23 protein-coding genes are annotated in these 23,841 nt (G+C 66.3%); 7 read left to right on the top strand and 16 right to left on the bottom strand.

Going from position 1 to position 23,841, the window contains the following annotated elements:
• Positions 1 to 3 precede the first annotated feature (3 nt).
• The 8 genes from WG898_RS13780 to WG898_RS13745 form a co-directional block, all read right to left on the bottom strand.
• Positions 4 to 960, bottom strand: a complete 957-nt coding sequence (locus WG898_RS13780; RefSeq protein WP_339603564.1) for a sterol desaturase family protein — start codon at positions 958 to 960, stop codon at positions 4 to 6.
• Positions 960 to 1,778, bottom strand: a complete 819-nt coding sequence (locus WG898_RS13775) for a polysaccharide deacetylase family protein (RefSeq protein WP_444718943.1) — start codon at positions 1,776 to 1,778, stop codon at positions 960 to 962. Before WG898_RS13775 ends, WG898_RS13780 begins: the two co-directional genes overlap by 1 nt.
• The gene (locus WG898_RS13770) at positions 1,775 to 2,764 is read right to left on the bottom strand and encodes a YncE family protein (RefSeq protein ID WP_339603380.1); all 990 of its coding nucleotides are present in this window, start codon (positions 2,762 to 2,764) and stop codon (positions 1,775 to 1,777) included. Before WG898_RS13770 ends, WG898_RS13775 begins: the two co-directional genes overlap by 4 nt.
• A gap of 104 nt (positions 2,765 to 2,868) precedes the next feature.
• The gene (locus WG898_RS13765; RefSeq protein WP_339603379.1) at positions 2,869 to 3,168 is read right to left on the bottom strand and encodes a hypothetical protein; all 300 of its coding nucleotides are present in this window, start codon (positions 3,166 to 3,168) and stop codon (positions 2,869 to 2,871) included.
• 46 nt (positions 3,169 to 3,214) lie between these two features.
• Complete coding sequence (locus WG898_RS13760) at positions 3,215 to 3,646, bottom strand: hypothetical protein (RefSeq protein WP_339603378.1); 432 nt, start codon at positions 3,644 to 3,646, stop codon at positions 3,215 to 3,217.
• On the bottom strand, positions 3,643 to 4,515 hold the full coding sequence (locus WG898_RS13755; RefSeq protein WP_339603377.1) for an alpha/beta fold hydrolase: 873 nt from the start codon (positions 4,513 to 4,515) through the stop codon (positions 3,643 to 3,645). The genes WG898_RS13760 and WG898_RS13755 overlap by 4 nt, the downstream gene beginning before the upstream one ends.
• A complete protein-coding gene (locus WG898_RS13750) occupies positions 4,512 to 5,162 on the bottom strand; it encodes a TetR/AcrR family transcriptional regulator (protein WP_339603376.1) in 651 nt (216 codons plus the stop codon). The genes WG898_RS13755 and WG898_RS13750 overlap by 4 nt, the downstream gene beginning before the upstream one ends.
• Positions 5,163 to 5,432: 270 nt before the next feature.
• Positions 5,433 to 6,245 (bottom strand): TIGR00266 family protein, encoded by an 813-nt coding sequence (locus WG898_RS13745; RefSeq protein ID WP_339603375.1) that lies wholly within the window; start codon positions 6,243 to 6,245, stop codon positions 5,433 to 5,435.
• Between the two features lie 73 nt (positions 6,246 to 6,318).
• Here WG898_RS13745 and WG898_RS13740 point away from each other — a divergent pair, with 73 nt between their 5' ends.
• Complete coding sequence (locus WG898_RS13740; protein WP_339603374.1) at positions 6,319 to 7,116, top strand: IclR family transcriptional regulator; 798 nt, start codon at positions 6,319 to 6,321, stop codon at positions 7,114 to 7,116.
• Positions 7,117 to 7,322: 206 nt separating this feature from the next.
• On the opposite strand, the gene WG898_RS13735 is transcribed toward WG898_RS13740, so the two are convergent.
• Genes WG898_RS13735 through WG898_RS13725 form a run of 3 tightly spaced genes read right to left on the bottom strand, consistent with a single transcriptional unit; the run spans position 7,323 to position 12,006 of the window.
• Entirely contained in the window at positions 7,323 to 8,684 is a 1,362-nt protein-coding gene (locus WG898_RS13735; RefSeq protein ID WP_339603373.1) for a response regulator, read from the bottom strand.
• A gap of 7 nt (positions 8,685 to 8,691) precedes the next feature.
• Complete coding sequence (locus tag WG898_RS13730) at positions 8,692 to 9,027, bottom strand: Hpt domain-containing protein (RefSeq protein ID WP_339603372.1); 336 nt, start codon at positions 9,025 to 9,027, stop codon at positions 8,692 to 8,694.
• A 3-nt stretch (positions 9,028 to 9,030) separates the two neighbouring features.
• Entirely contained in the window at positions 9,031 to 12,006 is a 2,976-nt protein-coding gene (locus tag WG898_RS13725; protein WP_339603371.1) for an ATP-binding protein, read from the bottom strand.
• A 373-nt stretch (positions 12,007 to 12,379) separates the two neighbouring features.
• On the opposite strand from WG898_RS13725, the gene WG898_RS13720 reads away from it, so the two are divergent.
• Positions 12,380 to 13,162: a PEP-CTERM sorting domain-containing protein gene (locus WG898_RS13720; RefSeq protein WP_339603370.1), complete on the top strand. Its 783-nt coding sequence runs from the start codon at positions 12,380 to 12,382 to the stop codon at positions 13,160 to 13,162.
• A gap of 155 nt (positions 13,163 to 13,317) precedes the next feature.
• Here WG898_RS13720 and phbB read toward each other — a convergent pair whose 3' ends face one another.
• From phbB to phaC, 3 genes are all read right to left on the bottom strand, one after another.
• Positions 13,318 to 14,055, bottom strand: coding sequence for an acetoacetyl-CoA reductase (gene phbB / locus WG898_RS13715; RefSeq protein ID WP_339603369.1), 738 nt, complete (start codon positions 14,053 to 14,055; stop codon positions 13,318 to 13,320).
• A gap of 171 nt (positions 14,056 to 14,226) precedes the next feature.
• Positions 14,227 to 15,408, bottom strand: coding sequence for an acetyl-CoA C-acetyltransferase (locus WG898_RS13710; RefSeq protein WP_339603368.1), 1,182 nt, complete (start codon positions 15,406 to 15,408; stop codon positions 14,227 to 14,229).
• Between the two features lie 41 nt (positions 15,409 to 15,449).
• Positions 15,450 to 17,159 carry a class I poly(R)-hydroxyalkanoic acid synthase gene (gene phaC / locus WG898_RS13705; RefSeq protein ID WP_444718942.1) on the bottom strand — a complete coding sequence of 570 codons (1,710 nt, stop codon included), beginning with the start codon at positions 17,157 to 17,159 and terminating at the stop codon, positions 15,450 to 15,452.
• A gap of 124 nt (positions 17,160 to 17,283) precedes the next feature.
• On the opposite strand from phaC, the gene WG898_RS13700 reads away from it, so the two are divergent.
• Positions 17,284 to 17,565 carry a hypothetical protein gene (locus WG898_RS13700; RefSeq protein ID WP_339603367.1) on the top strand — a complete coding sequence of 94 codons (282 nt, stop codon included), beginning with the start codon at positions 17,284 to 17,286 and terminating at the stop codon, positions 17,563 to 17,565.
• Here the strand turns inward: WG898_RS13700 and pgeF are convergent.
• Positions 17,497 to 18,279: a peptidoglycan editing factor PgeF gene (pgeF, locus tag WG898_RS13695; RefSeq protein WP_339603366.1), complete on the bottom strand. Its 783-nt coding sequence runs from the start codon at positions 18,277 to 18,279 to the stop codon at positions 17,497 to 17,499. The two genes, WG898_RS13700 and pgeF, sit on opposite strands and share 69 nt — an antisense overlap.
• Positions 18,269 to 18,907, bottom strand: coding sequence for a maleylacetoacetate isomerase (gene maiA, locus WG898_RS13690; protein WP_339603365.1), 639 nt, complete (start codon positions 18,905 to 18,907; stop codon positions 18,269 to 18,271). The genes pgeF and maiA overlap by 11 nt, the downstream gene beginning before the upstream one ends.
• 60 nt (positions 18,908 to 18,967) lie before the next feature.
• On the opposite strand from maiA, the gene WG898_RS13685 reads away from it, so the two are divergent.
• The 4 genes from WG898_RS13685 to WG898_RS13670 all read left to right on the top strand — a co-directional run bounded on the left by WG898_RS13685 (position 18,968) and on the right by WG898_RS13670 (position 23,511).
• Positions 18,968 to 19,516, top strand: a complete 549-nt coding sequence (locus WG898_RS13685) for an NUDIX hydrolase (RefSeq protein WP_339603364.1) — start codon at positions 18,968 to 18,970, stop codon at positions 19,514 to 19,516.
• Positions 19,517 to 19,856: 340 nt separating this feature from the next.
• On the top strand, positions 19,857 to 21,050 hold the full coding sequence (locus tag WG898_RS13680; protein WP_339603363.1) for an ABC-three component system protein: 1,194 nt from the start codon (positions 19,857 to 19,859) through the stop codon (positions 21,048 to 21,050).
• Positions 21,047 to 21,535, top strand: coding sequence for a three component ABC system middle component (locus WG898_RS13675; protein WP_339603362.1), 489 nt, complete (start codon positions 21,047 to 21,049; stop codon positions 21,533 to 21,535). Before WG898_RS13680 ends, WG898_RS13675 begins: the two co-directional genes overlap by 4 nt.
• Positions 21,532 to 23,511 carry a DUF3732 domain-containing protein gene (locus WG898_RS13670; RefSeq protein ID WP_339603361.1) on the top strand — a complete coding sequence of 660 codons (1,980 nt, stop codon included), beginning with the start codon at positions 21,532 to 21,534 and terminating at the stop codon, positions 23,509 to 23,511. The genes WG898_RS13675 and WG898_RS13670 overlap by 4 nt, the downstream gene beginning before the upstream one ends.
• Positions 23,512 to 23,841: the final 330 nt, after the last annotated feature.

The following is a 23,841-nucleotide window of genomic DNA, read 5'->3' as shown; positions in this document are numbered from 1 at the left end:
CAATCAGCGCCCGAACAATCGCCGCAGACCCAACCATTGCTGGGCCCAGAAGCCGCGGCCATAGTCGCGTCCGCCCTCCTCTTGCAACTGGTCGCGCACGCCGGTGGCATCGAAACGCAGCTCGAAATTGGCGGTGCCAAACAGCATGTCCCAGAGCGGGAACAGCACCGCGAAGTTGTGGCCGCCCAGCGTGCCACGGCCGCCCGACTCATGGCCGATGCCGATCGCGTGGTGCAGGCGGTGAAAGCGCGGGCTCACGAACACCCGTTCGAACAGCGGGCCAAACCACAGCCGCACATTGGCGTGCTGCAGGCTTTCCATCAGCTGCGAGAGCGCCACCAGGGCGACGAACTGCCCGGGCTCCACGCCGATGAAGCGCGCCAGCAGCGCGAACGCGGCTGCGCGCAGCATGTCGTCGAGCAGATGGTTGCGGTTGTCGCTCCACATCGTCATCTGGCGCTGGCTGTGGTGCAGCGCATGCAGGGCCCACCACCAAGCGAACTGGTGCTGGGCGCGGTGCAGCCAGTAGTTCACCAGGTCGAACACCAGCAGGTAGACGAGGAAGCTGGCCCAGGGCAGCTCGCTCAGGCCCAGCAGCGCGTCGAGCTGCCAGGTCGGCAGGCCAGCCAGGCGCAGCTGGCCCGAGACGCCATCGAGCAGGGGGTCCAGGCTGAAGAACATCACCAGGCGGAACAGCCCCAGGCGGTGGATCAGGGTATAGAGCATGTCCACCCGCACCGCGGCGCTGTCGCCGAGCGGTTCCACCGGGCGCCAGCGCTCCAGCGCGCGTATCAGCAACAGCATCACCGCGATCTGCAGCAGGCCCACCAGCAGCCAACCGGTCGCGTCATAGGCATCCTCCAGCAGATTGCCCAGGCCGATGCCGAACACCAGCGGCTGGACCAGGGTCTCGAACAGCTGTTGCCGGGCCAGCTCGAAGCTCTCGCTGAACCAGTCCATCATGGCTTGCCTGCCTTTCCTTGCGCTTGCTCAGATCCCAGGCCGCGCATCAGCCGCGCATAGCGCGGATGCTCGCGCAGCGGCGCAAAACACATGCCCTTCTCCTTCAGGCCCTTCATCAGGGGTTCCAGCACGGCGGGTGCCCAGGCGTCCTGGCGCTGCCAGATGCCCAGATGCGCCATCAGAATATCGCCGGGCCGGATATCGCGCAGCGCGCGCGCCAGCAACTGCTCGTTGGGGTATTTATCGCTGGGCAACTCATCCCCCAGAAAGCCCGCCGCGCTCCAGCCCACATGGCTGAAACCGCAGGCCTTGGCGGCGGCCAGCAGGGCCGGCGACGTACGACCTGCGGGGGCGCGGAAGATCGCGCCCATGGCCTGGCCGGTGATCTCGGCAAAGCGCTGCGCGGGCTTCTTCAGGCCCTCGCAATACTGCTCGGCGCTCAGCTCGCGGATGCGCGCCGGCTCGATGCCCGCCTGGCTGCGCACCTTGAAGCGCGCCTCGCCATTCACGGGCGGCAGGTCCTCCAGCCAGGTGTCGTGCTCCCAGGTGTGCGAGCCGAAGTCATGGCCCTCGGCGGCACGCGCGCGCCACCAGGGCGCCCATTGCTCGTCCAGCGTATGGCCATAGTTCAGCGTGGGCTCCCGGGACAAAAAGAAGGTGGCCTTGGCCTGGTACTTCGTCAGCAGCTCGGCCACCAGCGGCGCCACGCCCATATGGCCGGTGTCGAAGGTCAGGAAGACGGGCTTCTCGCCCGGCTGACAGGCCTGCACAGACAGCGCGCCGGACAGCGCCAGCGCCGCGAGCGCCCGCCTCACTGGCGCGACGCGTGGTCCAGCGTCCACACGCCATGCGGCGACTTGCCCACCCGGACCTGCTTGAGGACCTGCTTGCTCTGCAGGTCCAGCATAGTCAGCTTGCGCGCCCAGCGCGAGGTGAAGATCAGGGTCTTGCCATCGGCCAGCACTTCCATATCGTCGGGCCCGCCCGGTGCCGCGAAGGTCTCGACCACGCTGAAGCCCTGCAGGTCGATCTTGCTGATGCTGTTGCCGGCGCGGTTACTCACCAGCACATGGCGCTTGTCGCCCAGCGAGCGGAAGCTGTGCGCGCCGTCGCCAGTGGGCAGGCGCTTGACCAGCTTGGGCGCGGCGCCCGAGACGTCGTAGACCTCCACCAACTTGTCGCCGGTCAGCGCCACCAGGATGTGCTTGTCGTCGGCGGTGAGGAAGATGTCGGCCGGCATCTTGCCCACCGGGATCTTCCAGCGCGGCGCCTGCGCGGCCAGGTCCACGCACAGCAACTCGTCGCTGTCCTGCAGGCTCACATAGAGCAGCGTGCTCTTGCTGTCGATGAAGAGATGACTGGGCGTCTTGGGCGCCGGGATGCGCTTGAGCAGCTCCAGCGGCTTGTCAGCCTGCTGCGGCTGCCAGCGGTACAGGGCCACATGGTCCAGGCGGTTGCCGGCCGTCACGAACCACTTCATATCGGGCGAGAAGCGCAGGTGGTAGGGATCGGTGATGCCGTTCAGCACGCGCTGCACATTGGCCGTGACCGGATCGATGAAGGTGAGCGAATCGCCCAGCGCATTCGCCACCACCATGGACTTCTCGTCGGGCGTCAGGTAGAGGTGGTGCGGCTCCTTGCCGGTGGGAATGCGCTTGAGCTGCTTGAAGCTCACCGGGTCCACCACGCTGATGTCGGCATCCAGCGAATTGAGCACAAAGATCGGCCGGCCATCGGCCAGGGCACAGGCGGGGGCCAGCAGCAAGCCGGCCGCCAGGCACCGCCAGTTCAGAGCAAACATCGAGGAGTCCTTGAGTACGCACGCCTGCGGCCCACCTGGGCCGAGGCAACAGCCCCAAGTGTAGAGGGCCGGCCACGCCGGCCGGCCGCAGCGCCCTGCTTCAGCTACTTGCCAGCGGCGCTTCGCCAATGGCGCAAACGGGCAACAAGCCCCACCAGCAGGTAGAGCAGCAGGCTGGGCGCGGCCATCACAAAGGCCGCCAGGCAGGCATCGAGGGCGGACAGCGCCAATGCGGCCAGCGGTACCAGCACGCTGGCCGCGGCGATCGCGGCGCACAGCAGGGCCCCCGCGCGGTGATCGGCCCAGCAGGACCCGGCGCGCAAGGCCCAGCACCAAGGGCCGAGCAGGATCCAAGGCAGCAGCAGCGGCAGCAGCGCAAAGGGGAACCAGCCTATGCCAAGCATCGGGCCTGCCGCGAGCGCGGCGGTCGAAAGCCGCAGGCGCCGGCCCTCATGCGGCCAGCCGGAAGCCCAGCGCAGTTGCGCCCAGCAGGCCCAGCAAGACGAGCGCACCGAACCGGTGTTGCCAGCGATCGAGCGCGGCAAAGCCAGCCGCATCCGAGCGCTCGGCGCAACGCAGGCGGCGCCGCACCAGCCCCACGCAGACCAGGTTGGCCAGTAGCGCCAGCCCGGCCATGCCAAGCTTGAGCGAGAGCAGCACAGTGCCGGTGGCCTGCGGCAGCAGCAGCAAGCCACTGATCACGACGCCGCTGAAGGCCGGTATCTCGACGCAGAGGTCGACGCGCCAATGCAGGCGCGCCAGCCATAGCTCGGCGGCCGGTCCGCGCCCCAGCAGGGCGCGCTCGAACAACGCTTCGGTGAGCACGCAGCCCAGCCACAGGCCGACCAGCAGCAGATGCGTGAACAAGATCAGACGACTCAAGAGGCCTCCACGTCCAGCAGAAACTCGCGGCACAGCCGCGCAAGCTCGCGCGGCGCTTCAACCATGGGCACATGGCCCAGCGCGGGCAGCACGGTCTTGCGGCTGTGCGCGATGCCGCTGGCCAGCGTGGTGGCATCGGCGACATCGACGACACGGTCCAGCTGGCCCCACAGCACCAGGGTGGGCGCCTTGATCTGGCCAAGGAGAGCCCGCTGGTCCTGGTCGCGCTCGAGATCGCACAGCAGCTTGCGCTCGGTGGCGCGGCGCGAACGCTTCTGCGCCAACAGCCAGTCCTGCGCAAAGCCGGGCAGCCAGGGCGGCCTGGCCATGCCCCAGGCCAGCATGGCGCGAAAGTCGCGCAGACTGTCCACCTCGATCATGGGATGAGGATGGCCAAGCTCCACATGGCGGCGCAACTCGCTCGGCCGCGTTTCGGCGCCGGCGCTGCTGATCAAGGTAAGCGAGCGCACCAGCTCGGGCCGCAACGCCGCGATGCGCATCGCCAGCGCGCCGCCCATCGAATGGCCGACCAGGTGGACGCGCGTCAGCGCCAGGCGATCCATGCACGCGAGCATGCGTTCGGCCTGCGCCACGATGCCCAGTTCGGCGTCCGCGGGCAGCGGGCTGTCACCATGGCCGGGCAGATCGGGCACGAGCAAGGGCCAGCGGGGGCCCAAGGCGGCCGCAAACGACAACCAACTGGCGTGGTCGGCGCATGCGCCATGCAGCAGCAGCAGCGGTGTGCCCGCACCGCCTTCATTCGAAACAAAGTAGGTCAGGCTGCCCCAGGGCCAGGCCTGCTGCCGCTGACTCAGGCCGGCACGTCGGCGCGCCGCGGCCATGGCCTGGCGCATCAGCCAGTCCCTCATGGCCCGCCCGCGCCCTGCCCGGCCCCGCCCTGCCTGACGCTGGCCGCCAGCACCATGGCAAACATCTGGCCGTTGAAGCGTGCCAGGCGCTCGAGAAAGGCCTCGTCCATGGTCCGCTCCATCTGCGCTTCCAGGTTCTCGCGCAGCAGCATCGGCATCATCGCCAGGCTGGTGAAGGACAGGCGCAGCACATCGGCGTCCAGCTCGGCATCAAGCAGGCCGGCCCGCTGCATCTCCTGCAAACGCTGCGTACCGCGCTGCTGGCCGCGCTCCAGCAGCTGTTGGACAAAGCGGCGTCCGGGGCCGGCATTCAGCGCCACCACCTTGAACAGCAGCTTGGGCAGCTCGGGCGTGGCCGCCATGGTGCGGTAGTAGATGCGCAGGTAGTTGACATAGCCCTCGGGGCCCGTCAGCGAGAGCTGGTCCAGGGCGTCCAGAATGGGCTGCAACGCCTGACGGATCATCTCTTCGTAGAGGCCTTCCTTGCTGCCGAAGTAGTAGCGAATCATGGCCGTGTTGACCTGGGCGGCGTCGGCCAGCCGGCGCGTGCTGACCGCGTGGTACTCGTCGGCCAGAAAGAAGGTCTTGGCGGCACGAAGCAGGCGTTCGGGAACGCTGTCGGCGGCAGGCTGGGCGGGCTGATTCATGGCACCAACGTCTGATCAGGCCGAGCACGCCCCATGCCTTGCGCAGCCGGACAGGCCGCCATCTGCCGGCTTGCCAGCCGGCCTGGGCGCAGGCGCCGCGGGCAGTGCCTGCGGGTGCGTCAGGGTCAGGGTCAGATCATGCGGGGTCTCGGTCATCGGCCGATATTCTTCGCGGTGGCGGCGCTCAGGGCCAGCAGAATCGCCACTCAAAACAGCCGTTCCGGATAAGAGCTTCGATCAGGCCCGGCGCATTCCTAACTCATTAACGACTTACTCGTCGTCGCCGCCCAGAATGCCGCCAAGCAGGCCGCCGGCCCCAAAGCCGCCCAGCACCGAGCCCTCTTCCTTGGAGCCGCCACGCTGCGGCGCGGCGGCGAAGATGCGCGAAGCCAGGCGCGAGAACGGCAGGCTTTGCAGCCAGACCTCGCCGGGGCCGGTGAGCTTGGCCAGGAACAGGCCCTCGCCGCCGAACAGCGCGGTCTTGATCTTGCCCACGTACTGGATCTCGAAGTCCACGCCGGGCGTGTAGGCAACCACGCAGCCGGTATCCACCAGCAGGGTCTGGCCGGGCTGCAGGGTGCGGCGCACCACCGTGCCGCCGGCATGCACAAAGGCCAGGCCGTCGCCATCAAGCTTCTGCATGATGAAACCCTCGCCGCCGAAGAAGCCGGTGCCGAGCTTCTGCTGCACGGCAATGCCCAGCGAGACGCCGCGCGCCGCGCACAGGAATGCGTCCTTCTGGCAGATCAGCGTGCCGCCCAGCTGGCGCAGATCCATCGGCAGGATCTTGCCGGGGTAAGGCGCGGCAAAGGCCACGCGCAGCTTGCCTTGGCCCTGGTTGGTGTAGATGGTGGTGAACAGCGACTCGCCGGTGATGAGGCGCTTGCCAGCACCCAGCAGCTTGCCCAGGAAACCGCTTTGTTGCGCCGAGCCATCACCAAAAATCGTGTCCATGCTGATGCCGGCATCCATGAACATCATGCTGCCGGCCTCGCCGATGGCGGCCTCGCCCGGGTCGAGCTCGACCTCGACGAACTGCATCTCGGCGCCCTTGATCTCGTAATCGACGACGTCCATGGCCATGATCTGTATGCCTCCAGCAAATTGAAACCGGCCGCGATATTAGCCACTTTTGCGCCTGCCTATACTGCGACGCATGTCCGAGCCCCTTGATGAATCCACCGCGCTGAAGCCCGGCGACAGCTATGTGCAGTCCTTCGCGCGCGGGCTCTCGGTGATACGCGCCTTCAGCGCCGAGGCGCCGCGCCAGACCCTCACCGAGGTGGCCAAACGCTGCGGCCTCACACGCGCCGGCGCGCGCCGCATCCTGTTGACGCTCGAAACCCTGGGCTATGTGAAGGCCGATGGCCGGCTGTTTGCCCTCACGCCCAAGATCCTGGACCTGGGATTCGCCTACCTCAGCTCGCAGCCACTGTGGCAGTTTGCCGAGCCGGTGATGCAGCAGCTCGCCGGCGACCTCAAGGAAAGCTGCTCGGCCGCGGTGCTGGAGGGCGGCGACATCGTCTATGTGCTGCGCGTGCCGGCGCGCAAGATCATGAGCATCAACCTGGGCGTCGGCAGCCGCCTGCCGGCCTGGTGCACCTCGATGGGTCGGGTGCTGCTGGCTGGCCTGCCGCAGCCTGAGCTGGAGGCACAGCTGGCGCGCGTGCAGTTCCAGGCGCACACGGCGCGCACCGCGCGCAATCTCGACGAGCTGCGCACCCGCATCGCCCAGGTGCGCAGCCAAGGCTGGTGCCTGATCAACCAGGAGCTGGAAGAAGGCCTGGTCTCGCTGGCCGCGCCCATCGTGGACCGCAAGGGCCAGACCATCGCGGCGCTGAACGTCGGCGCGCAGGTGAACCGCACCCCGCCCGACGCGCTGCTGGAGCAATGCCTGCCGCGCCTGCTGGAGGCGGCGCAGAGCATCTCCAGGCTGCTGCAGATCAAGTCATAGAAGGCTGCCGGCGCTCCCTCGGGTGATGTCCCGACCCGTGGTGCAAGTTCGCAGCCCACAGAGGCTGCGATGCGCGACGCCGGCCACAGGTTCGCTGGTTTGGGAGATTGCATCGGGCGATGCGAGCAAGCCGACGGCTGCCGCCAGCGGCCAGGCCCAGCATCTCGACAAAACCAGCATCCCAATTCCATCGAGGAGCACAGCAGCTAACCCGATATGGCGGTGCACGCCGCACCCCCACCAGGCAGCTGCACCGGCACACCGCGCAGTCGCTCGCCCAAGCCGGCCTGGGTCGGCAAGTCCATCAGGAGCTGCAGGCCCAGCGGCGCACAGGCCTGGGCCAGGCGCTGCGCCAGCAGAACCGGCGCGCCTATGCAGGCCTGCGCGACACGGCCGGATGGCAGGGCCGTGCCGAGCAGCACCTCGCCGCTGGCGATGCCCACGCCGAACCTGACCTGGGTCTGGCCCGCGGCCTGGCGCTCGGCGTTGAAGCCGGCCTGCACCTCGGCCATGTCATGGGCGGCCTGCAGCGCCGTGCTGGCCTCGGCAAACAGCGCCACCAGACAGTCGCCGCGGTACTGGGCGAGCTCGCCATGGTGGCCGGCCACGGCATCCAGCATCAAGGTGCCCCAGTCGCTCAGTAGCGCCATCGTCTCCTCAGGGGTTTGCGCCGCGCCAAGGCCTTCCAGCTCGTTCAGGCAGGCCGCCAGCACCACCGCCGCGGACAGGCGCTGGGCGGCCGTGGGCGCGCTGCCGGGATGGGGCAGCAGGCGGCGCAGCGTGTCGGCCTGCAGATCCGCCACCTGCTTGCGCGCCAGACTGGACTCCACCCTGGCCTTGAGCAGCCAGGGGTCGACCGGCTTGTGCAGAAAGTCATCGGCTCCAAGCTCGATGCAGCGCGCCACCGGCGCCACCCCTCCCAGCGAACTGGTCACGATCACCGACACCCGCCGCAGCGCCGCGTCATCGGAGCGCAGGCGCAGCAGGTCGAAGCCGTCCAGCTCGGGCATGGCGAGGTCCAGCAGCAGCAGATCGAAGCTGTGCTGCCTCAGCTTGTCCAAGGCCTGGCGGCCGTTCTCGGCACTCTCCACCCGGTGCCCCAGCAGTTCCAGCGAGCGGCACAGCAGCAGGCGGTTGACCTTGTTGTCATCGGCCACCAGCACGCGCGCGCCCTGCACCGCGGTGGCGGCCGCCGGCGTGGCAGCGTCCATGGCGGGCCCATGCTGGCGGGCCGCTTCGGCGGCATGGGCCGACTCGCGCGCCGGTCCGGGCGCCAGCGTGAAGCGATAGCCGAGGCCGGCCACGGTGGCAATAGCCCCTGCCCCCAGCACCCGGCGCAGGCCGGAGATCTGCACCTGCAGATTGTTCTCCTCCACCACCAGGCCCGGCCAGACCTCGTCCAGGAGCTCGCCCTTGCCCACCACGCGATCGCGTTTGCTCACCAAGGCCTTGAGCAGATCAAAGCCACGGCTGCCCAGCGCCACGGGCTGGCCCTCGACCAGCAGCAGCCTCTCGGCCAGGCGCAACTCGATGTGTCCGAATACCAGGCTGGCGCTGTGCGTTCCCATGTCCACCTCAGCGGCTCGCCAGCGCCCGCAGGGCCGGCAGCAGCGCGGCCAGCTCCGCCGCCAGCAAATCGATACAGCCGGCATCCACCGCGGGCCCTTGGCACTCCAGCCAGGCAGCTGCCTCGGCCAGGCGGGTGGCGCCAAAGGTCACGCAATTGCTCTTCAAGGTGTGCGCCGCCGTCTCGAAGCGCTCGCCATCCTGCTGCCGCAGCGCCTGGCGCAGCGCGTCCAGCAGCTGCGGCGATTCTTCCGCAAAGGCGTCCAGCAGGGTCAGCACGAAGTCGGCCCCGGCATGGGCTTGCAGGGCCTCGAAGGTAAGGGTGTCAATCACTGCGATGTTCATGGCTCAGGCCTCCGTGCGCCTCGATGTGGCCGCCAAGGTCTCGATCAGCGCCTCGACGCGCAGCGGCTTGCTGAGGTGTTCGTCCATGCCGGCCGCCAGGCATTGCGGACGGTCGCCGTTGAGTGCGTTGGCGGTCATGGCCACGATGCGGGGGCGTTGCCCGGCGGCCGGCCAGCGGGCGAGGATTTCGCGGGTGGCCTGCAGCCCGTCCATCTCGGGCATGCGCACATCCATCAGCACCAGATCGTAGCTCTGCCGCGCGAGGCTCTGTACCGCCTCGCGGCCATTGCTCGCGAGGTCGGCGCGGTAGCCCATCTGCGCCAGCAGTCGCATGGCCAGCTTCTGGTTCACCCCGTTGTCCTCGGCCAGCAGGATGCGCAGCGGGTGGCGTGCCGCCATCTGCGGGTCCATCGCCACCGGCGCCGCCACCGGCCGCGCCGGCAGCAGCTCGGCGGCCACGGCCGGCGCCGGGATGCTGAAAAAGAAACAGCTGCCCTGGCCCGGGCCGGCGCTCTGCACGCCCATGCTGCCACCCATCAGTTCGGCCAGCTGTTTGCTGATGGCCAGGCCCAGGCCGGTGCCGCCGTAGCGGCTGGCAATGCTGCTGTCGGCCTGGCTGAAGCGCTGGAACAGGCGCGCGCGGCCCTCTGCGCTCAGGCCGATGCCGGTGTCGCGCACCTGAAACGTCAGCTGTCCGGCCGTCGGCGCCGAGACCCGCAGCAGGACCTCGCCCGCGTCCGTGAACTTGAGCGCGTTGCTCAGCAGATTGAGCAGGATCTGGCGCAGATGGGCGGCGTCGCCCAGCACGCCGACCGGCACCGCCTCGTCCACCACGCATTGCAGGCGCAGCCCCTTTTGCGCGGCACGCACGCTCACCAGATCGAGCGCCAGGCGCACGCAGTCGCGCAGCTCGAAGGGCTGCGCCTCGATCTCCAGCTTGCCGGCCTCGATCTTGGAGAAGTCCAGCACATCGTTGATGATGGTCAGCAGCGCCTCGGCCGACTCGCGGATCGTCAAGGCATGGTCGCGCTGCTCTTCACTCAGCGGCGAGTTGAGCAGCAGGCCGCTCATGCCTATCACCCCGTTCATCGGCGTACGGATCTCGTGGCTCACCGTGGCCAGGAAGGCGCTCTTGGCAACGTTGGCGGACTGCGCCGCCTCGCGCGCCTGCAGCTCGGCGGCGAGCTTTTGTTCCAGCAGCTGGGCCTGGGCGCGCGCGGCGTCGGCCTGCAGGTCTTCCTGCATCATGTTCGCCGCCTTGGCCAGGGCGCGCACCTCATCGGGCCGGTAGGGGGCGGCATCGGGGCGGGTGCCCAGCAACAGAAAACCCGTCAGCTGGTCGCGGTGCAGCAGCGGCACGGCCAGGGCATCGCTGCCCGCCCGCAAGGCCAGGGAGGCCGGCAGGCGATGGGCCTGCAGGCTGCGCGATTCCGCCGCGCTCAGGCTCAGCACCTCCGGCGCCTGGGCGACGGTGGACGCCAGGCGTAGACAGGTCTTGCCAGCGTCTTCGGACTGCACCTGGTAGACCGAGGCCTGCGCACCACCCGCGAAGCGACTGATGGCACGCAGATAGTGGCTCAGCAGCGCCTGCTGGCCCTGCAGGCCGACCGCCACCATGGCCGCTGTCAGGAGCGCCTCTTGCTTGCTGTGCCAGTTGCGGTAGACCAGCCTTTGCACCAGTTGGTCGGCCCACTCGCGCAAACGCGGCACCGCCCCCGAAAACAGCAGCGCCAGCGGCACCGTCACGCCGGCCGCGACGCGCGGATCGGCCATCACCGGCCAGCGCGCCCCCAGCCGCTGCAGCAGCGCCATGCCCAGCAACAGCACCGCCAGCACCAAGCCCCAGACCAGGGCGCGATTAAGGGCGAAACCGAAGCCGAAGACGCGGTAGCGCAGCACCGCATAGGCCAGGCCCAGCATGGCACTGATGTCCATGACCGCCTGCACGCAAGTCACGATGAGTTCACGCTCTCGGGTGCGCCCAGGTAGCGCACCGGCCACCGCGAACAGCAAATTGCTCAGGAGCAGCATCGCCACGCAGGCCCCGATCCAGGCAGCCCGGTACCTGGTGGTCCCGCTGGCACGACGCCAGGCGGTGCAGAGAAAGACCAGCGCAGCGCCCGTCGCGACGATGGTGGGCGCCCGGGCGACCCTCTCGACCGTGTACTGCCACACCGCCGACGACAGCGGCACCACTCGCAGGAAGAACCCTGCTTCGAACAGCGCCAGCGCCAAGCCCACGCTGACCAGCGTGAGGTAGGAGATGCGCACCCAGCGTGTTGAGAATCGGCTCTGTTCGTCGGGGTAGGCGATCGAGAAATAGAGGATGGCCGCAATGAAGATGAAGAACTGGACGTCATTCCCGGTCAGGAATACCAGGGTCTGCGTCCAGCCGCCCGGCAGGGTTGGGCCGATGTCGGAAATACCATAGAGCGCCAAGGCCAGCGAGAGCGCCCGTATCGCCTTGCTGTCGGCGCGCCGCCAACTCATCAGCAAGGCAATGCTCAGTGCCATCCAGCAATCCACCAGGCCGCCCAGCGACGCGGCGACGTGAATGGGGCTGATGCGACCGGGATCGGGCATCGTGCGCACCGACAGCGACCGCAACTGCCCTTGCGACTCGATCGTGACGGGGATGAACTCGTCCAGCCCCATCGGGCGCCAGGCATCCCCGGCATGGTCAAAGGACAGCCGATCCCCTAGCTTCACGCCCTGCCGCGCCAGGTCGGAGCCTTCCTGCAGCGCCTTGACCTCTCGAAGCCATAACGGCCCATCGGCACGGCCGAGTTTGGCGCCCATGCCTCCCGCAGCCGCTGGCTGGATGCTGCGCTCAAGGTAGGCCAGGCCCCACAGCCGCAGGCCGATGAAGCCCAGGCACATGGCAATCAGCAGCACCTGCCACAGGCGGGTACTTGAGCCCGGCGGTGGCCGTGCACCCGCCACACACGCAGAGCCCATGGGCGCCAATGAACTTGTCATCGTGTACTCCAAGCAAGGGGCCTCCCGCAGCATAAGCAGTCCGGGCCGCCGCGCGAGGGCATCAACCCTGAGTGACCCGCAAAGACCTTGTGCGACGCCATGGCTGCATCATCATCCCCAACTGCCGGCCCGTCATAAAACGCCCTGAAACCGTGCTGAAGCCTTCTGAAACCGCCGCGCGCGCGTCCCGAACTCGTCATGTCAGCGGCCCTGCACTTTCAGCAAGTTTCAGCCCTGCTTCAGGCGCTTTCAGGACGGCCCGCCCGATCGACGCGACAGTCCCGCCACGGCCTCAAGACATCGTTCAAGACGCCGTGGCACTGGCAGCAGCAGCGTCCGCCAGCCTCAACCCCTCGTCCCTAGGGAGAACGACATGTCCATCATCGTCAAGCGCACTCTGATCGGGCTGGCTTCGGCCACCCTGCTCGCCATCGGCACCGGCCCCGTGCTGGCGCAACAGCTGATCGCGCCCGATGCCCCTGTGGCACAGCTGAGCCAGAGCTATATCGCGGCCCAGTTTGGTCAGTGGGCCATCAAATACCCAGCCGACAGCAACCCGATGCTGGATGACAGTGGCGCCAATGCCGCGGCCGGTGACCAGGGCGCCTTCTTCTTCCTGGGCGGATCGTTCACCACGGACCCGGTGGTTCGCAATCTCACGGTGCGCACGGACCAGAGCCTGGTGATCAATCTCACCAGCGTGATCGACTGGATGGGCGGCAGCCTCATGACCGAAGCGGCGATCCGCCAGGAGGCGGCCAATGTGCAGGGCGTCAACCCCATGCTAAGCCTGACCGTCGACGGGGCACCGGCGCTGATGCCGGCGGGTTTCAGTTCACTGGAACAGTTCCGCCAGCACTCGCCCTTGTTCCCGCTCAGCTTCGGCGCCAACAACATCGCCGGCGTGCCGGAATCGGTGGTGCCGGCCATTGTGGACGGCTACCTGGTGGCGATGCAGCCGCTCTCCTACGGCCAGCACCAGTTGCATGTCACCACGCTGACGCATGGCTCGGGCCCCTTTGAGGGCAGCAGCTTCTCGCAGGACGTGACCTACAACATCTCGGCCGTGCCCGAGCCCAGCACCTGGGCCAGCCTGGCCCTGGGTCTGCTCGTCGTGGGCTCGCTGAAGCTGCGCGGTCGCGGCAAGGCCAATTGAAGGGACGGCCCACGCAAGATGTGGGCTGTCGTTCTTTCCCACGGCCGGCCCACGCAAGACGTGGACCGGCGTTCTTTCCCCGGCCAGCCCACACGAGATGTGGGCTGTCGTTCGTTGCGGGTCGGACAGTCCTCAGGACTGTCCTCGCTCGCAACTCACCCCATGTGCAACCCACCATTGCAGGAGAAGTCGGCACCGGTGGTGAAGCCGGAGTCCTCGCCCGCCAGCCAGGCCACGATGGCGGCGATTTCCTCGGGGGTGCCGAGGCGCTTGATGGGGATGGTCTGGATGATCTTGTCGAGCACGTCCTGGCGGATCGCCTTGACCATGTCGGTGCCGATATAGCCCGGGCTCACGGTGTTGACCGTCACGCCCTTGCTCGCCACTTCCTGCGCCAGCGCCATCGTGAAGCCGTGCATGCCGGCCTTGGCGGCGGAATAGTTGGTCTGGCCGAACTGTCCCTTCTCGCCGTTCACCGAGGAGATGTTGATGATGCGGCCCCAGCCCCGGTCCAGCATGTCCTCGATCACCTGCTTGGTGACGTTGAACATCGAGTTTAGGTTGGTGTCGATCACCGCGTCCCAGTCGGCGCGGCTCATCTTGCGGAACATGCCGTCGCGCGTGATGCCGGCGTTGTTCACCAGCACGTCGATGGGGCCATGCTCGGCCTTGACCTTGGCAAAGGCGGCGACGGTGGAATCCCAGTCGGCCACATTGCCCACCGAGACGTGGAAGGTGTAGCCCAGCGCAGCCTGCTCGCTGATCCATTTGTCGAAATCACGGCTGGGGCCGCAGCCCGCTATGACCTTGAAGCCTTCCTTGTGCAGGCGCTGGCACATCGCGGTGCCGATGCCACCCATGCCGCCGGTCACGTATGCAATCTTCTGGCTCATATGAATCTCCTTCGCCTCCATGGCTTGCTTGCTTGCTGCTGTTGTCCGCGCGGGTGCCGCGTCCTCTGCACCCCCACGGACGGTCTCACTATCGAAGAAGACGCGTCCCTAGGCTCCGCCAAGCCCCGCTGGGGGTCAAGCGGGTTGCCCCTATGGGTGAAACTCCCGAGCTCAGCGCTCCACCGTCAGCGCCACGCCCATGCCGCCGCCGATGCACAGCGAGGCAATGCCTTTTTTCGCGTCGCGGCGCTGCATCTCGTGCAGCAGCGTCACCAGGATGCGCGCGCCCGAGGCGCCGATCGGATGGCCCAGCGCGATGGCGCCGCCGTTGACGTTGACGCGACCGAGGTCCCAGCCCATCTCCTGATGCACCGCGCAGGCCTGGGCCGCAAAGGCCTCGTTGATTTCCAAGAGGTCCAGGTCTTGCGGCTTCCAGCCGGCGCGCTCCAGCGCCTTGCGCGCCGCTGGCACCGGGCCCATGCCCATGGTGGCGGGGTCCAGGCCGGCGCTGGCGTAGGAGGCAATCCGCGCCAGCGGCGTCAGGCCCAGGGCCGCGGCCTTGGCCGCGCTCATCAGCAGCAGGCCGGCCGCGCCGTCGTTCAGCCCGGAGGCATTGCCGGCGGTGACGCTGCCGGCCTTGTCGAAGGCCGGGCGCAGGCCCGCCAGGGCCTCGGCATTGCTCTTGCGATTGATGAACTCGTCGGCGTCAAAGACGATCGCATCGCCCTTTTTCTGCGGGATCGTGACGGCGGCGATCTCGTCCTTGAAGCGGCCGGCGTCCTGCGCCGCGGCGGCCTTTTGCTGCGAGCCCAGCGCCAGCGCATCCTGTGCCTCGCGGCTGATGCCGTAGGCCTTGGCCACGTTTTCGGCCGTGATGCCCATGTGGTACTGGTTGTAGACGTCCCAGAGGCCGTCGACGATCATGGTGTCGACCAGCTTCCAGTCGCCCATGCGCTGGCCATCGCGCGAGCCCGGTAGCACATGCGGTGCCAGGCTCATGTTCTCCTGGCCGCCGGCAATCACGATCTCGGAGTCGCCATCGCGAATCGCCTGCGCGGCCAGCATCACCGCCTTCAGACCCGAGCCACAGACCTTGTTGATGGTCATGGCCGGCACGCTATTGGGCAGGCCGGCCTTGATGACGGTCTGGCGCGCCGGGTTCTGGCCCGAGCCGGCGGTGAGCACCTGGCCCAGGATCAGCTCGCCGATCTGGCCGGCCTCCAGGCCGCTGCGCCGCAGCAGCTCCTTCACCACCACGGCACCCAGCTCGGGGGCCGGGGTCTTGGCGAGCGTGCCGCCGAACTTGCCGATGGCGGTGCGCGCGGCGGCGACGATGACGATGTCGGTGCTCATGTTTGTCTACTCCAGTGTGAGATGCGGAAACAAAGCCTTGTTCAGGCTTTTTGTTTGACGTAGCGGCCCGGTGCCGGCTCGATCGCCTTGTAGCTGCGATTGCCCGGCGCCTTGGGTGCGGGCTTCATCGCGCCGGCATGCGCGGCCAGCCATTGCGACCAATCGGTCCACCAGCTGCCGGGATGCTCCACGGCGCTGTCCAGCCACTCGTTGGCGCTCGCGGGCAGGGCCGCCGTCTTGCCGACCCAGTGGCTGCGCTTGCCCTTGGCCGGCGGGTTGATGACGCCGGCGATATGGCCCGAGGCGCCCAGCACGAAGCGCTTCTTGCCGCTGAACACCTGGGTGCTGCGGTAGGCGCTGTCCCAGGGCACGATATGGTCCTCGCGCGAGCCGTAGATATAGACCGGCGCCTTGATCTTGCCGAGGTCGATGGCCTCGCCGCAGACCTCGAGCTGGCCCGGGATCTTCAGTTCGTTCTGCAGATAGGTGTGGCGCAGGTACCAGCAGTACATCGGGCCGGGCAGGTTGGTGGAGTCGCCGTTCCAGTACAGCAGGTCAAAGGCCGGTGGCGCCTCACCCTTGAGGTAGTTGCCCACCACATAGTTCCACACCAGGTCGTTGGGGCGCAGGAAGCTGAAGGTGGTGGCCAGCTCCTGGCCCTTCAGCAGGCCCGGGCCCTTGGGCGCATCGGGGCCCAGCGTCATCTCGCGCAGCTTCACCGAGGCCTCGTCGACGAACAGGTCGAGCACGCCGTTGCTGGAGAAATCGATCAGCGTGGTCAGCAGCGTCAGGCTTTCCACCGGATGCTGGCCGCGCGCCGCCAGCACCGCCAGCGCGGTGGCGAGTATGGTGCCGCCGACGCAGAAGCCCAGCGCGTTGATGGTCTTGGCGCCGCTGATGGCCTGCACCACCTCGATCGCCTTGATGGGCGCATGCTCGATGTAGTCGTCCCAGGTCCAGGCCTTGCAGCTCTCGTCCGGGTTGCGCCAGCTCACCACAAAGGTGCGATGGCCCTGCTCCACCGCATAACGGATCAAGGAGTTATCCGGCTGCAGGTCCAGGATGTAGAACTTGTTGATGCAGGGCGGCACCAGCAGAAAGGGCCGCTCGTGCACCTCCTTGGTGAGCGGCTTGTATTCGATGAGCTGGAAGAACTCGTTCTCGAACACGATGTCGCCGGCGGTGGTGGCCACATTGCGGCCCACCTCGAAGGCGGCCTCGTCGGTCTGCGAGACACGGCCGCGCTGCACATCGGCCCACAGCAGCTGCATGCCCTTGGCGATGCTCTCGCCCTGGGTCTGCAGGGCCAGGCTCTGCGCCTCAGGATTTAGCGCCAGAAAGTTGCTGGGCGCCGAGGCGTCGACGAACTGCTGCACCGAGAAACGGATGCGCGCGCGCGTCTTGGCATCGCCCTGCACCTGCTCGGCCATGCGCTGCAGGGTCTGCGCGTTGAGCAGATAGAGCTGGGCCATGAAGCTGGAGGCCGGGCTGGCGCTCCAGGCCTCGGCGGCAAAGCGTCGATCGCCCAGCTTGGGCTTGGCTGCCGCCTTTTCGGGGGACAGGGAGTTGTTCCACAGCGCCGTCGCCTGCTTCAGGTAGTCGGCCTGCAGCTCGGCCAGGCTTTGCATCGGAATCTGCAGGCCGGCCAGGGTCTTCATCGTTTCGCCCAGGCCTGCGGCCATCTCTGCGGCGGCATTCAGCGTCAGGGGATCTGCCTTGCCGCTGGCCTCTTGTTGTTTCTTCGACCTCATGTGTCTCCTTGGGCTGAAACTTGCTTGTTGCTCACGCTGGCTCATGACAAGAGCCAGGCAAGAAGCTTGCCATAGTTGCTGTTGTAACCTCGCATCCTTACCTTCTTATGACGGGGCTTCACGGATGTACCTGGTTGCGATCGCCTGGATCTATGTGGCGCTGATGATGGCGCTGGCCGAGGCCAGCAGCAGCCAGGGCTCGGTGCTGGGGGCCATCGTCACCTTTGCGCTCTACGGCGCGCTGCCGGTGAGCATCGTGCTCTATCTGCTGGGCACGCCGGCACGGCGCGCCGCAAGGCGGCGTGCCGAGGCCACGGACCAGGCCCCAAAACAGCCGTCAAACCAGGCTGATGGCAGCGGCCATGCGACCGCCGAGCCGCTCGTGGCGGAAGGAAAAGAACCGTGAGGGCTCGCTGAGCGTGCACCAGTGGCCGCCGCTGATGTGGCGCAGGCCCGCGGCACTCAGACGCGCACGCGCCAGCGCCGGCAGATTGGCCAGCCAGCGCGGCTCGCCCGCGGCGTTGGCGCGGTAGGTGAAGAAGCGCGCATCGGGCGCCGCCGCAGCGCTGCCAAAGGCCTGCAGCACCTCGGCGCCCACCTCGAAACGCTGCGGCCCTATGCAGGGGCCCAGCCAGGCATAGAGCTCGTCCGGGGCGCTGCCGCTGGCCTCGCAGAGCGCCGCCACGGTGTGCTCCAGCACCCCGGCCGCCAGCCCGCGCCAGCCCGCATGGGCGCCGCCCACCCCGCCACGCGCGGCGAACAGCACCGGCAGGCAGTCCGCCACCTGGATGGCACAGCCCAGCCCCACGGTGGTGCTGATGGCGGCATCAAAAACGGGCCGCTCACCATCCAGGTGCGTGCGGTCCAGCGTCAAGACATCGGCGCCATGCACCTGGTGCAGAAACACCGCCGGCGCACCCAGGGCCTGTGCCAGCAAGGCCCGGTTGGCGGCCACCGCGGCCGGCTCGTCCTCGACGGCGCGGCCCAGGTTCATGCTGGCATGCGCGCCCTGGCTGACGCCGCCGGCCCGCGTCGTCATGAAGGCGCGGATGGCCGGCCAGTCGGCGGGCAGTTGCCAGTCGGGGCGCAGCCAATCCTCGTGTATCAACTCACTCCGCATCGGGGCAGGCGCTGGGCTGGGTCTTGATGAAGGCATCGAGCTGCATGCAGGCCTCGAACACCTGCATCAGGCGCGGCACATGGTCGAGCCGGCAGTTGAAGCGCTGGGCGTTGAAGATCTGCGGCACCAGCACGCATTCGGCCAGGCCGGGTGCATCGCCGAAGCAGAAGCGGCCCGCATGGCCTTCCTTGGCAAGGCGTTGCTCCACCACCTCCAGCCCGGTCTCGACCCAATGGCGGTACCAGCGGTCCTTGGCCTCTTCGGCCAGGCCCAGATCGCGCGTCAGGTAGCGCAGCACGCGCAGATTGTTGAGCGGGTGGATCTCGCAGGCGATGTCCTGCGCCAGGCCGCGCACATAGGCGCGCGCCAGCGCCGTCTTGGGCAGCAGCGGCGGCTCGGGATGGGTCTCGTCCAGGTATTCGATGATGGCCATGGACTGGGTGATCACCGCATCGCCGTCGCGCAGCAGCGGCACCAGGCGCGAGGCCGACACCGCGGCGTAGGACTCGTTGAACTGCTCGTTCCTGGCCAGATGCACCGGCTTGTAGTCGTACTCCAGGCCCTTCAGGGCCAGCGCGATGCGCACACGGAAGGACGCGGAAGAGCGGTAGTAATTGAAGAGTTCCATGATGGGTTCAGCCTTGGGACCGGAGCCAAGATCATGCCACGCAGCCGATACACTGGCCCCATGTTCCTGACGCGCCGATTCAAGCATTGCCCCAGCTGCGGCAGCCCCGTGGAGTACCGCGTGCCGGCCGACGACAACCGCGAGCGCGCCACCTGCACCGCCTGCGCCGCCATCCACTACGAGAACCCCATCAATGTGGTGGGCACGCTGCCGGTGTGGGGCGAGCAGGTGCTGCTGTGCAAGCGCGCCATCGAGCCGCGCTACGGCCTCTGGACCCTGCCGGCGGGCTTTCTGGAACTGGGCGAAACAAGCGCCGAGGGTGCGCGGCGCGAGACCGACGAAGAGGCCGGCGCGCAGATCGAGCTGCAGAACCTCTACTGCGTGTTGAACGTCGTCAGGGTCGGGCAGATCCATATGTACTACCGCGCCCGCCTGCTCAGCGACCGCTTCGACCTCGGACCCGAATCGCTCGAGGCGCGGCTGTTCCACGAGCACGAGATCCCCTGGGACGAACTCGCCTTCCGCACCGTGCGCGAGACCCTGCAACGCTTCTTCGAGGACCGGCGCCTGGGGCGAGACTACCTGCTGCATTGCGCGGATATTGGCTGAGGGGCACGCGCGGCCAGGAGCTGACGCCCACGAACGCCAGCTTTGCAGCACCCTATTCATGCGCTGCAGAAACTGGTTATCGACAAGTGCGTGCTGTCGCTGCTTGGCGATGCGTGCCGAGCGTCGGCACTCGTTCCCGTTCGTCATCCAAGTCACATCCAACCCTGAGGTGTGCGAACTCAAGTCCTCATCAGTTCGCTGAACAAGCTGTTGGGCGTTTTGGGGCGGGAGCTATGCGACGATTGGTGCTCGCGGTCGCGCGATGGCATTCGCCTGCAGATCCAAATATGGACGACAGGTACACATGCACCCGGTTGAGGGCGAATAGGGAGGAAGGAAAGTGGCAACTCAGACAGATAAGTACGCCGCTGGCGAGCAAGGCTTGGGCTACGTCTACCAAATTCGGTTCGCACTGGCGCACCTCATGAGGCAGGATGACGAGAGTTCGTCCCTGCTCATAGAAGCCGACGACGATGTCCAAGTGAAGGACATCAACGGCAAGGACACCCTAATCTCCCTCAAGCACAAGCAGGAGGGCGAAACTGTAGGCACGCTTTCTGCCGACTTCTGGAAGTCCGTGCGCATCTGGCTGGACCGCTACAAGCGGGACGGCAAGCTGGCCTGTAGCCACAGCTACTGCATGGCAACGACAGCTCGTGTCGGACCGAAGTCGATGCTGAAGCATTTCCAAGGTGGGGCAGAGCCTAGGCCGGAGGACTTCGTCGCCAAGCTGCTCGCCGAGCTGCAAACCTCCTCGACTGAGCTGAGCAAAGAGATCAGCGCTTCGATGACCGGCCTGAGCGACGCCGAACTTGGCGACTTCTTTTCCCGCATCGTCATCGCGGACTGCTCACTTCGTATCAACGAGCTCGAGGCCGCGGTTGCCAAGCAGCTGAAGTCGGTCGTCCCTAAGTTCCGCACTGACGTTCGAGAGCGTCTTGAAGGCTGGTGGTTGGGTCAGGCCATCGAGCTCATCCGGAAGAAGCGTGCACCCATCACGTCTTCGGAGGTGTGGCTGATGGTCTCCTCAATCTCCAGCCAGTACCACGATGAGCGCTTGCCAATCACGTTTGAAGAAGAGATTCCGCCTGAAGGGGTTGATCCCTTGAACGACCCACGCCAGTTCGTCCAGCAGCTTCGCGCAATCGGCATCGACACCATCGGCCTCGAGATGGCCATCCTGGACTTCTACCGCGCCGTTTCCCAGCGTTCGCATTGGGCACGGGTTGACGTGTTATTGGGTGGTGAGATGAAGAAGTTCGAAGCTCGGCTTGTCGAAGAATGGAAACGTGCAAGGTCTTGGGCCTCCATCAAAGGCCTTAATGACGAAACTCAACTCCTGGAAGCTGGGCAGCGCCTGTACCAATGGGCAGAGAACGAGTCGAGGCACCTTCAGATTCGCAAGCAGGTCACCGAGGACTTTATCCGTCGAGGCAGTTTTCACATCCTGGCTGAAGAGAAGCCCGAGCCGCGCGTTTACTGGCACCCGAAGTTCCTCGACATGCTGAAGGCAGCGGCGGAGACGGCACCGTGATTGACTGGAGAGAACGACCATTCGAGGAGCGCAACCTCTTCAACCCTGCGTTCTGCGCGCTCGTCATCGCTGCAGCCATCCGCGAGTACGAACGCATTTCCGGTAAGCCGATGCCTTACTCCCTCACGCTGCTGGTGCTGCCGCTTTGTCTGCACCCAACGACCCGGGATGAGATTCTCGACAACAAGACGATTTCCGTCCTGCGGGTCATCGCCCTGCGTCCTGAGCTGTTGATTCACTTCGCGCCACGTGCCAAGGCGCTCGTGCAGTACGCGCTTGAGGCGTTTGCCCTGCTGTCGAGCAAAGGTTGCATCGCGGTCGCAGACGACGGATGCATTCGCTTACTGCCTCGCAAGGTATCTCCAAAATCGCTGCCAACAGCAGACGCTGAAGCATGCCGCTTGGCCGCCACGGTCGTCGGCCGCGATTTCGCACGCATCAATGATCGCGTGACCATCTACACAAGCCTATCTGTCCGCCCATGAAGATTGCCTCTATCCATATCTACAGCCATGACGGGCGCCGGCGGGATCTCCCTTTTGAAACCGAAGGGTTGAACATCATCACGGGCCTAGCGTCCACCGGAAAATCGTCGCTCTCCGACATCGTCGAGTACTGCATGGGCGAGGCCGACTGCAAGATTGCAGAGGGATTCATTCGCGAGAAGGTGTCCTGGTTCGCTGTCACCTTCCAGTTTCCTGGTCAGCAGGTGTTCGTCGCAAAGCCGAATCCGAAGCCCGGGCGTGTCCAGTGCTCCCTCGCAATGCTGCTGCGCGGTGCACAAATTAAGACTCCTGACTTCAAGGATCTCGCCCACAACGGTGGCGACGAACTCGTTCAACAGGTACTTTCTTCATTGCTCGGTATTCCCGAGACAAAGACCTCGGTACCGGAGCGCAGCAGCCGCGCCAGTTACTCAGTGAACGTTAAGCACACCACCTACTACCTATTCCAAAAGCAAGGACTGGTCGCCAGCAAGGATCTTCTGTTCTACAGGCAGAGCGAAGAACACCTCCCCCAGGCTATCCGGGACACCTTCGCGGTGCTATTCGGGATCTCGCAGATTGCCGACATGGAGACGGAGGCCAACCGCCGAGCCACGCAGCGTGACTTGAGGATTGCCACCAAGGAACTGCGTTCCGCCGAAGAGGCTGAGGACGCGCTCGACACCAAGGGTGTTGGGCTGCTTGCCGAGGCGCGCGCCGTCGGCATCCCATTCGGCGGCACTGCGGCTACGGATGTGCTAGAGGGCACCGCCCCGGGCAACGATCTGGTTGCATCCCTGCGCCAGGTGCTGAGCTGGACGCCTAGATCTACTCCTCTGATGGCCAACACTGAGATGGCCAAGCTACAAGCGCGCCGGCTCAGCTTGCGCATGCAGCGCAACAGCGTACAGGGCGAGATTGCGGCCGCCCAGCGGTACGTGAAAGGGGCCTCTGACTTCGAGAGTGAGGTTCATGAACAGCGGGCGAGGCTGGAATCCATCAACGCCCTACCTCACAGTGCAGATGGCGCTTGGCAGTGGCCGTTCCTCAGGGAAGAGGACGCTCGCATGGATGGCATTGCTCAGGCGCTTCTGGGTGAACTTGCAAGCCTCAGCCAAGAACTTCAAGCCGTCGGCGGTGCCCGTCCACGGCTGGATCAGCGACTTGCGATCTTGACCGAGAAGTCCAGCCAACTGGCAGCTGAAATTCGCCAGGTAGAGCAGAGCATCAACGCCGCGGTGCTGATCGAGGAAAAGGCCGCGGCTTTAGAGGACACCAATGCCCAGGCGACCCGGGTGCAGGGCCGCGTGAGCTTCTACCTTGAAAGCCTACAGCCCAGCCACGCCATCAACACGTTGAAGGCCAAGGTGCAGCGCCTCCAGGCCAAACTGGATCAGATCATGTTGGACGCCGGCGCCGACGACGATGCTGAAGCGCGGATGCACTCGGTTCTGACGAACATCTCCTCAACGATGACTTCGCTCGTCGGCGAGTTCAAGCCGTTCTTCTCGGAGTTTCCATTCTGGCTGGACATGCGCGACCTCACGGTTGTGGTTCAGAGGCCCGGCAATCCGGTGCCCATGAAGCGGACAGGTGGCGGTGCCAACTGGCTCGCATATCACATGTCCGCCCTGCTGGCGATGCATCACTACGCTTCCAAGAACGGCGTCCCGATCCCACGCTTCTTGATGCTCGATCAGCCAACGCAGGTGTACTTCCCCACGCAGATTGCCTATGAAGCGGCCGCCGGCGACATCGAGCGCGTGCAGCAGACAAAGGACGCAGACTTGGTTGCCGCAAGGCGCTTGTTCGAGATCCTGCTCGACTACACAAAGACTGTGGTGCCTGGATTCCAGCTCATTGTCACAGAGCACGCAAACTTCGCGGACGAGTGGTTCCAGCGTGCACTCGTGGAGGAACCTTGGATGAATCCACCGGCGCTGGTGCCGTACGACTGGCCCAGTTGGCAGCAGTAGCGCTGATGCCAACAGGCAGTGCCACGTATGGCGGAACGAAAGCCATCACTGTGAACGCCCCTCCAACGCAGCAAGGAGCAGACGCAGGGGGACTGACACCTAAAGCAACCGTACCGCTCGGCGACACCGGCTACGCTGACTATCGACAAGTGCGGCTTGCCGATAGTTGGCTGGCGCGCCCTCTCCGCGACAGATCAGAAATGAGCGAGAGCTTTTCAGCAGCGAGATCGGTGATTCGGAGATCTACTCAGGGTCAATTGCGCATACATACACCGAACCAGTGCGAGCACCAGCCCAGGTCACAGCCCGCCCGCCCCTCCCACTCACCCA

Source organism: Paucibacter soli (assembly GCF_037482845.1).
Lineage (GTDB): Bacteria > Pseudomonadota > Gammaproteobacteria > Burkholderiales > Burkholderiaceae_C > Paucibacter_B > Paucibacter_B soli.
This window is presented reverse-complemented; position numbering and strand designations above follow the sequence as displayed.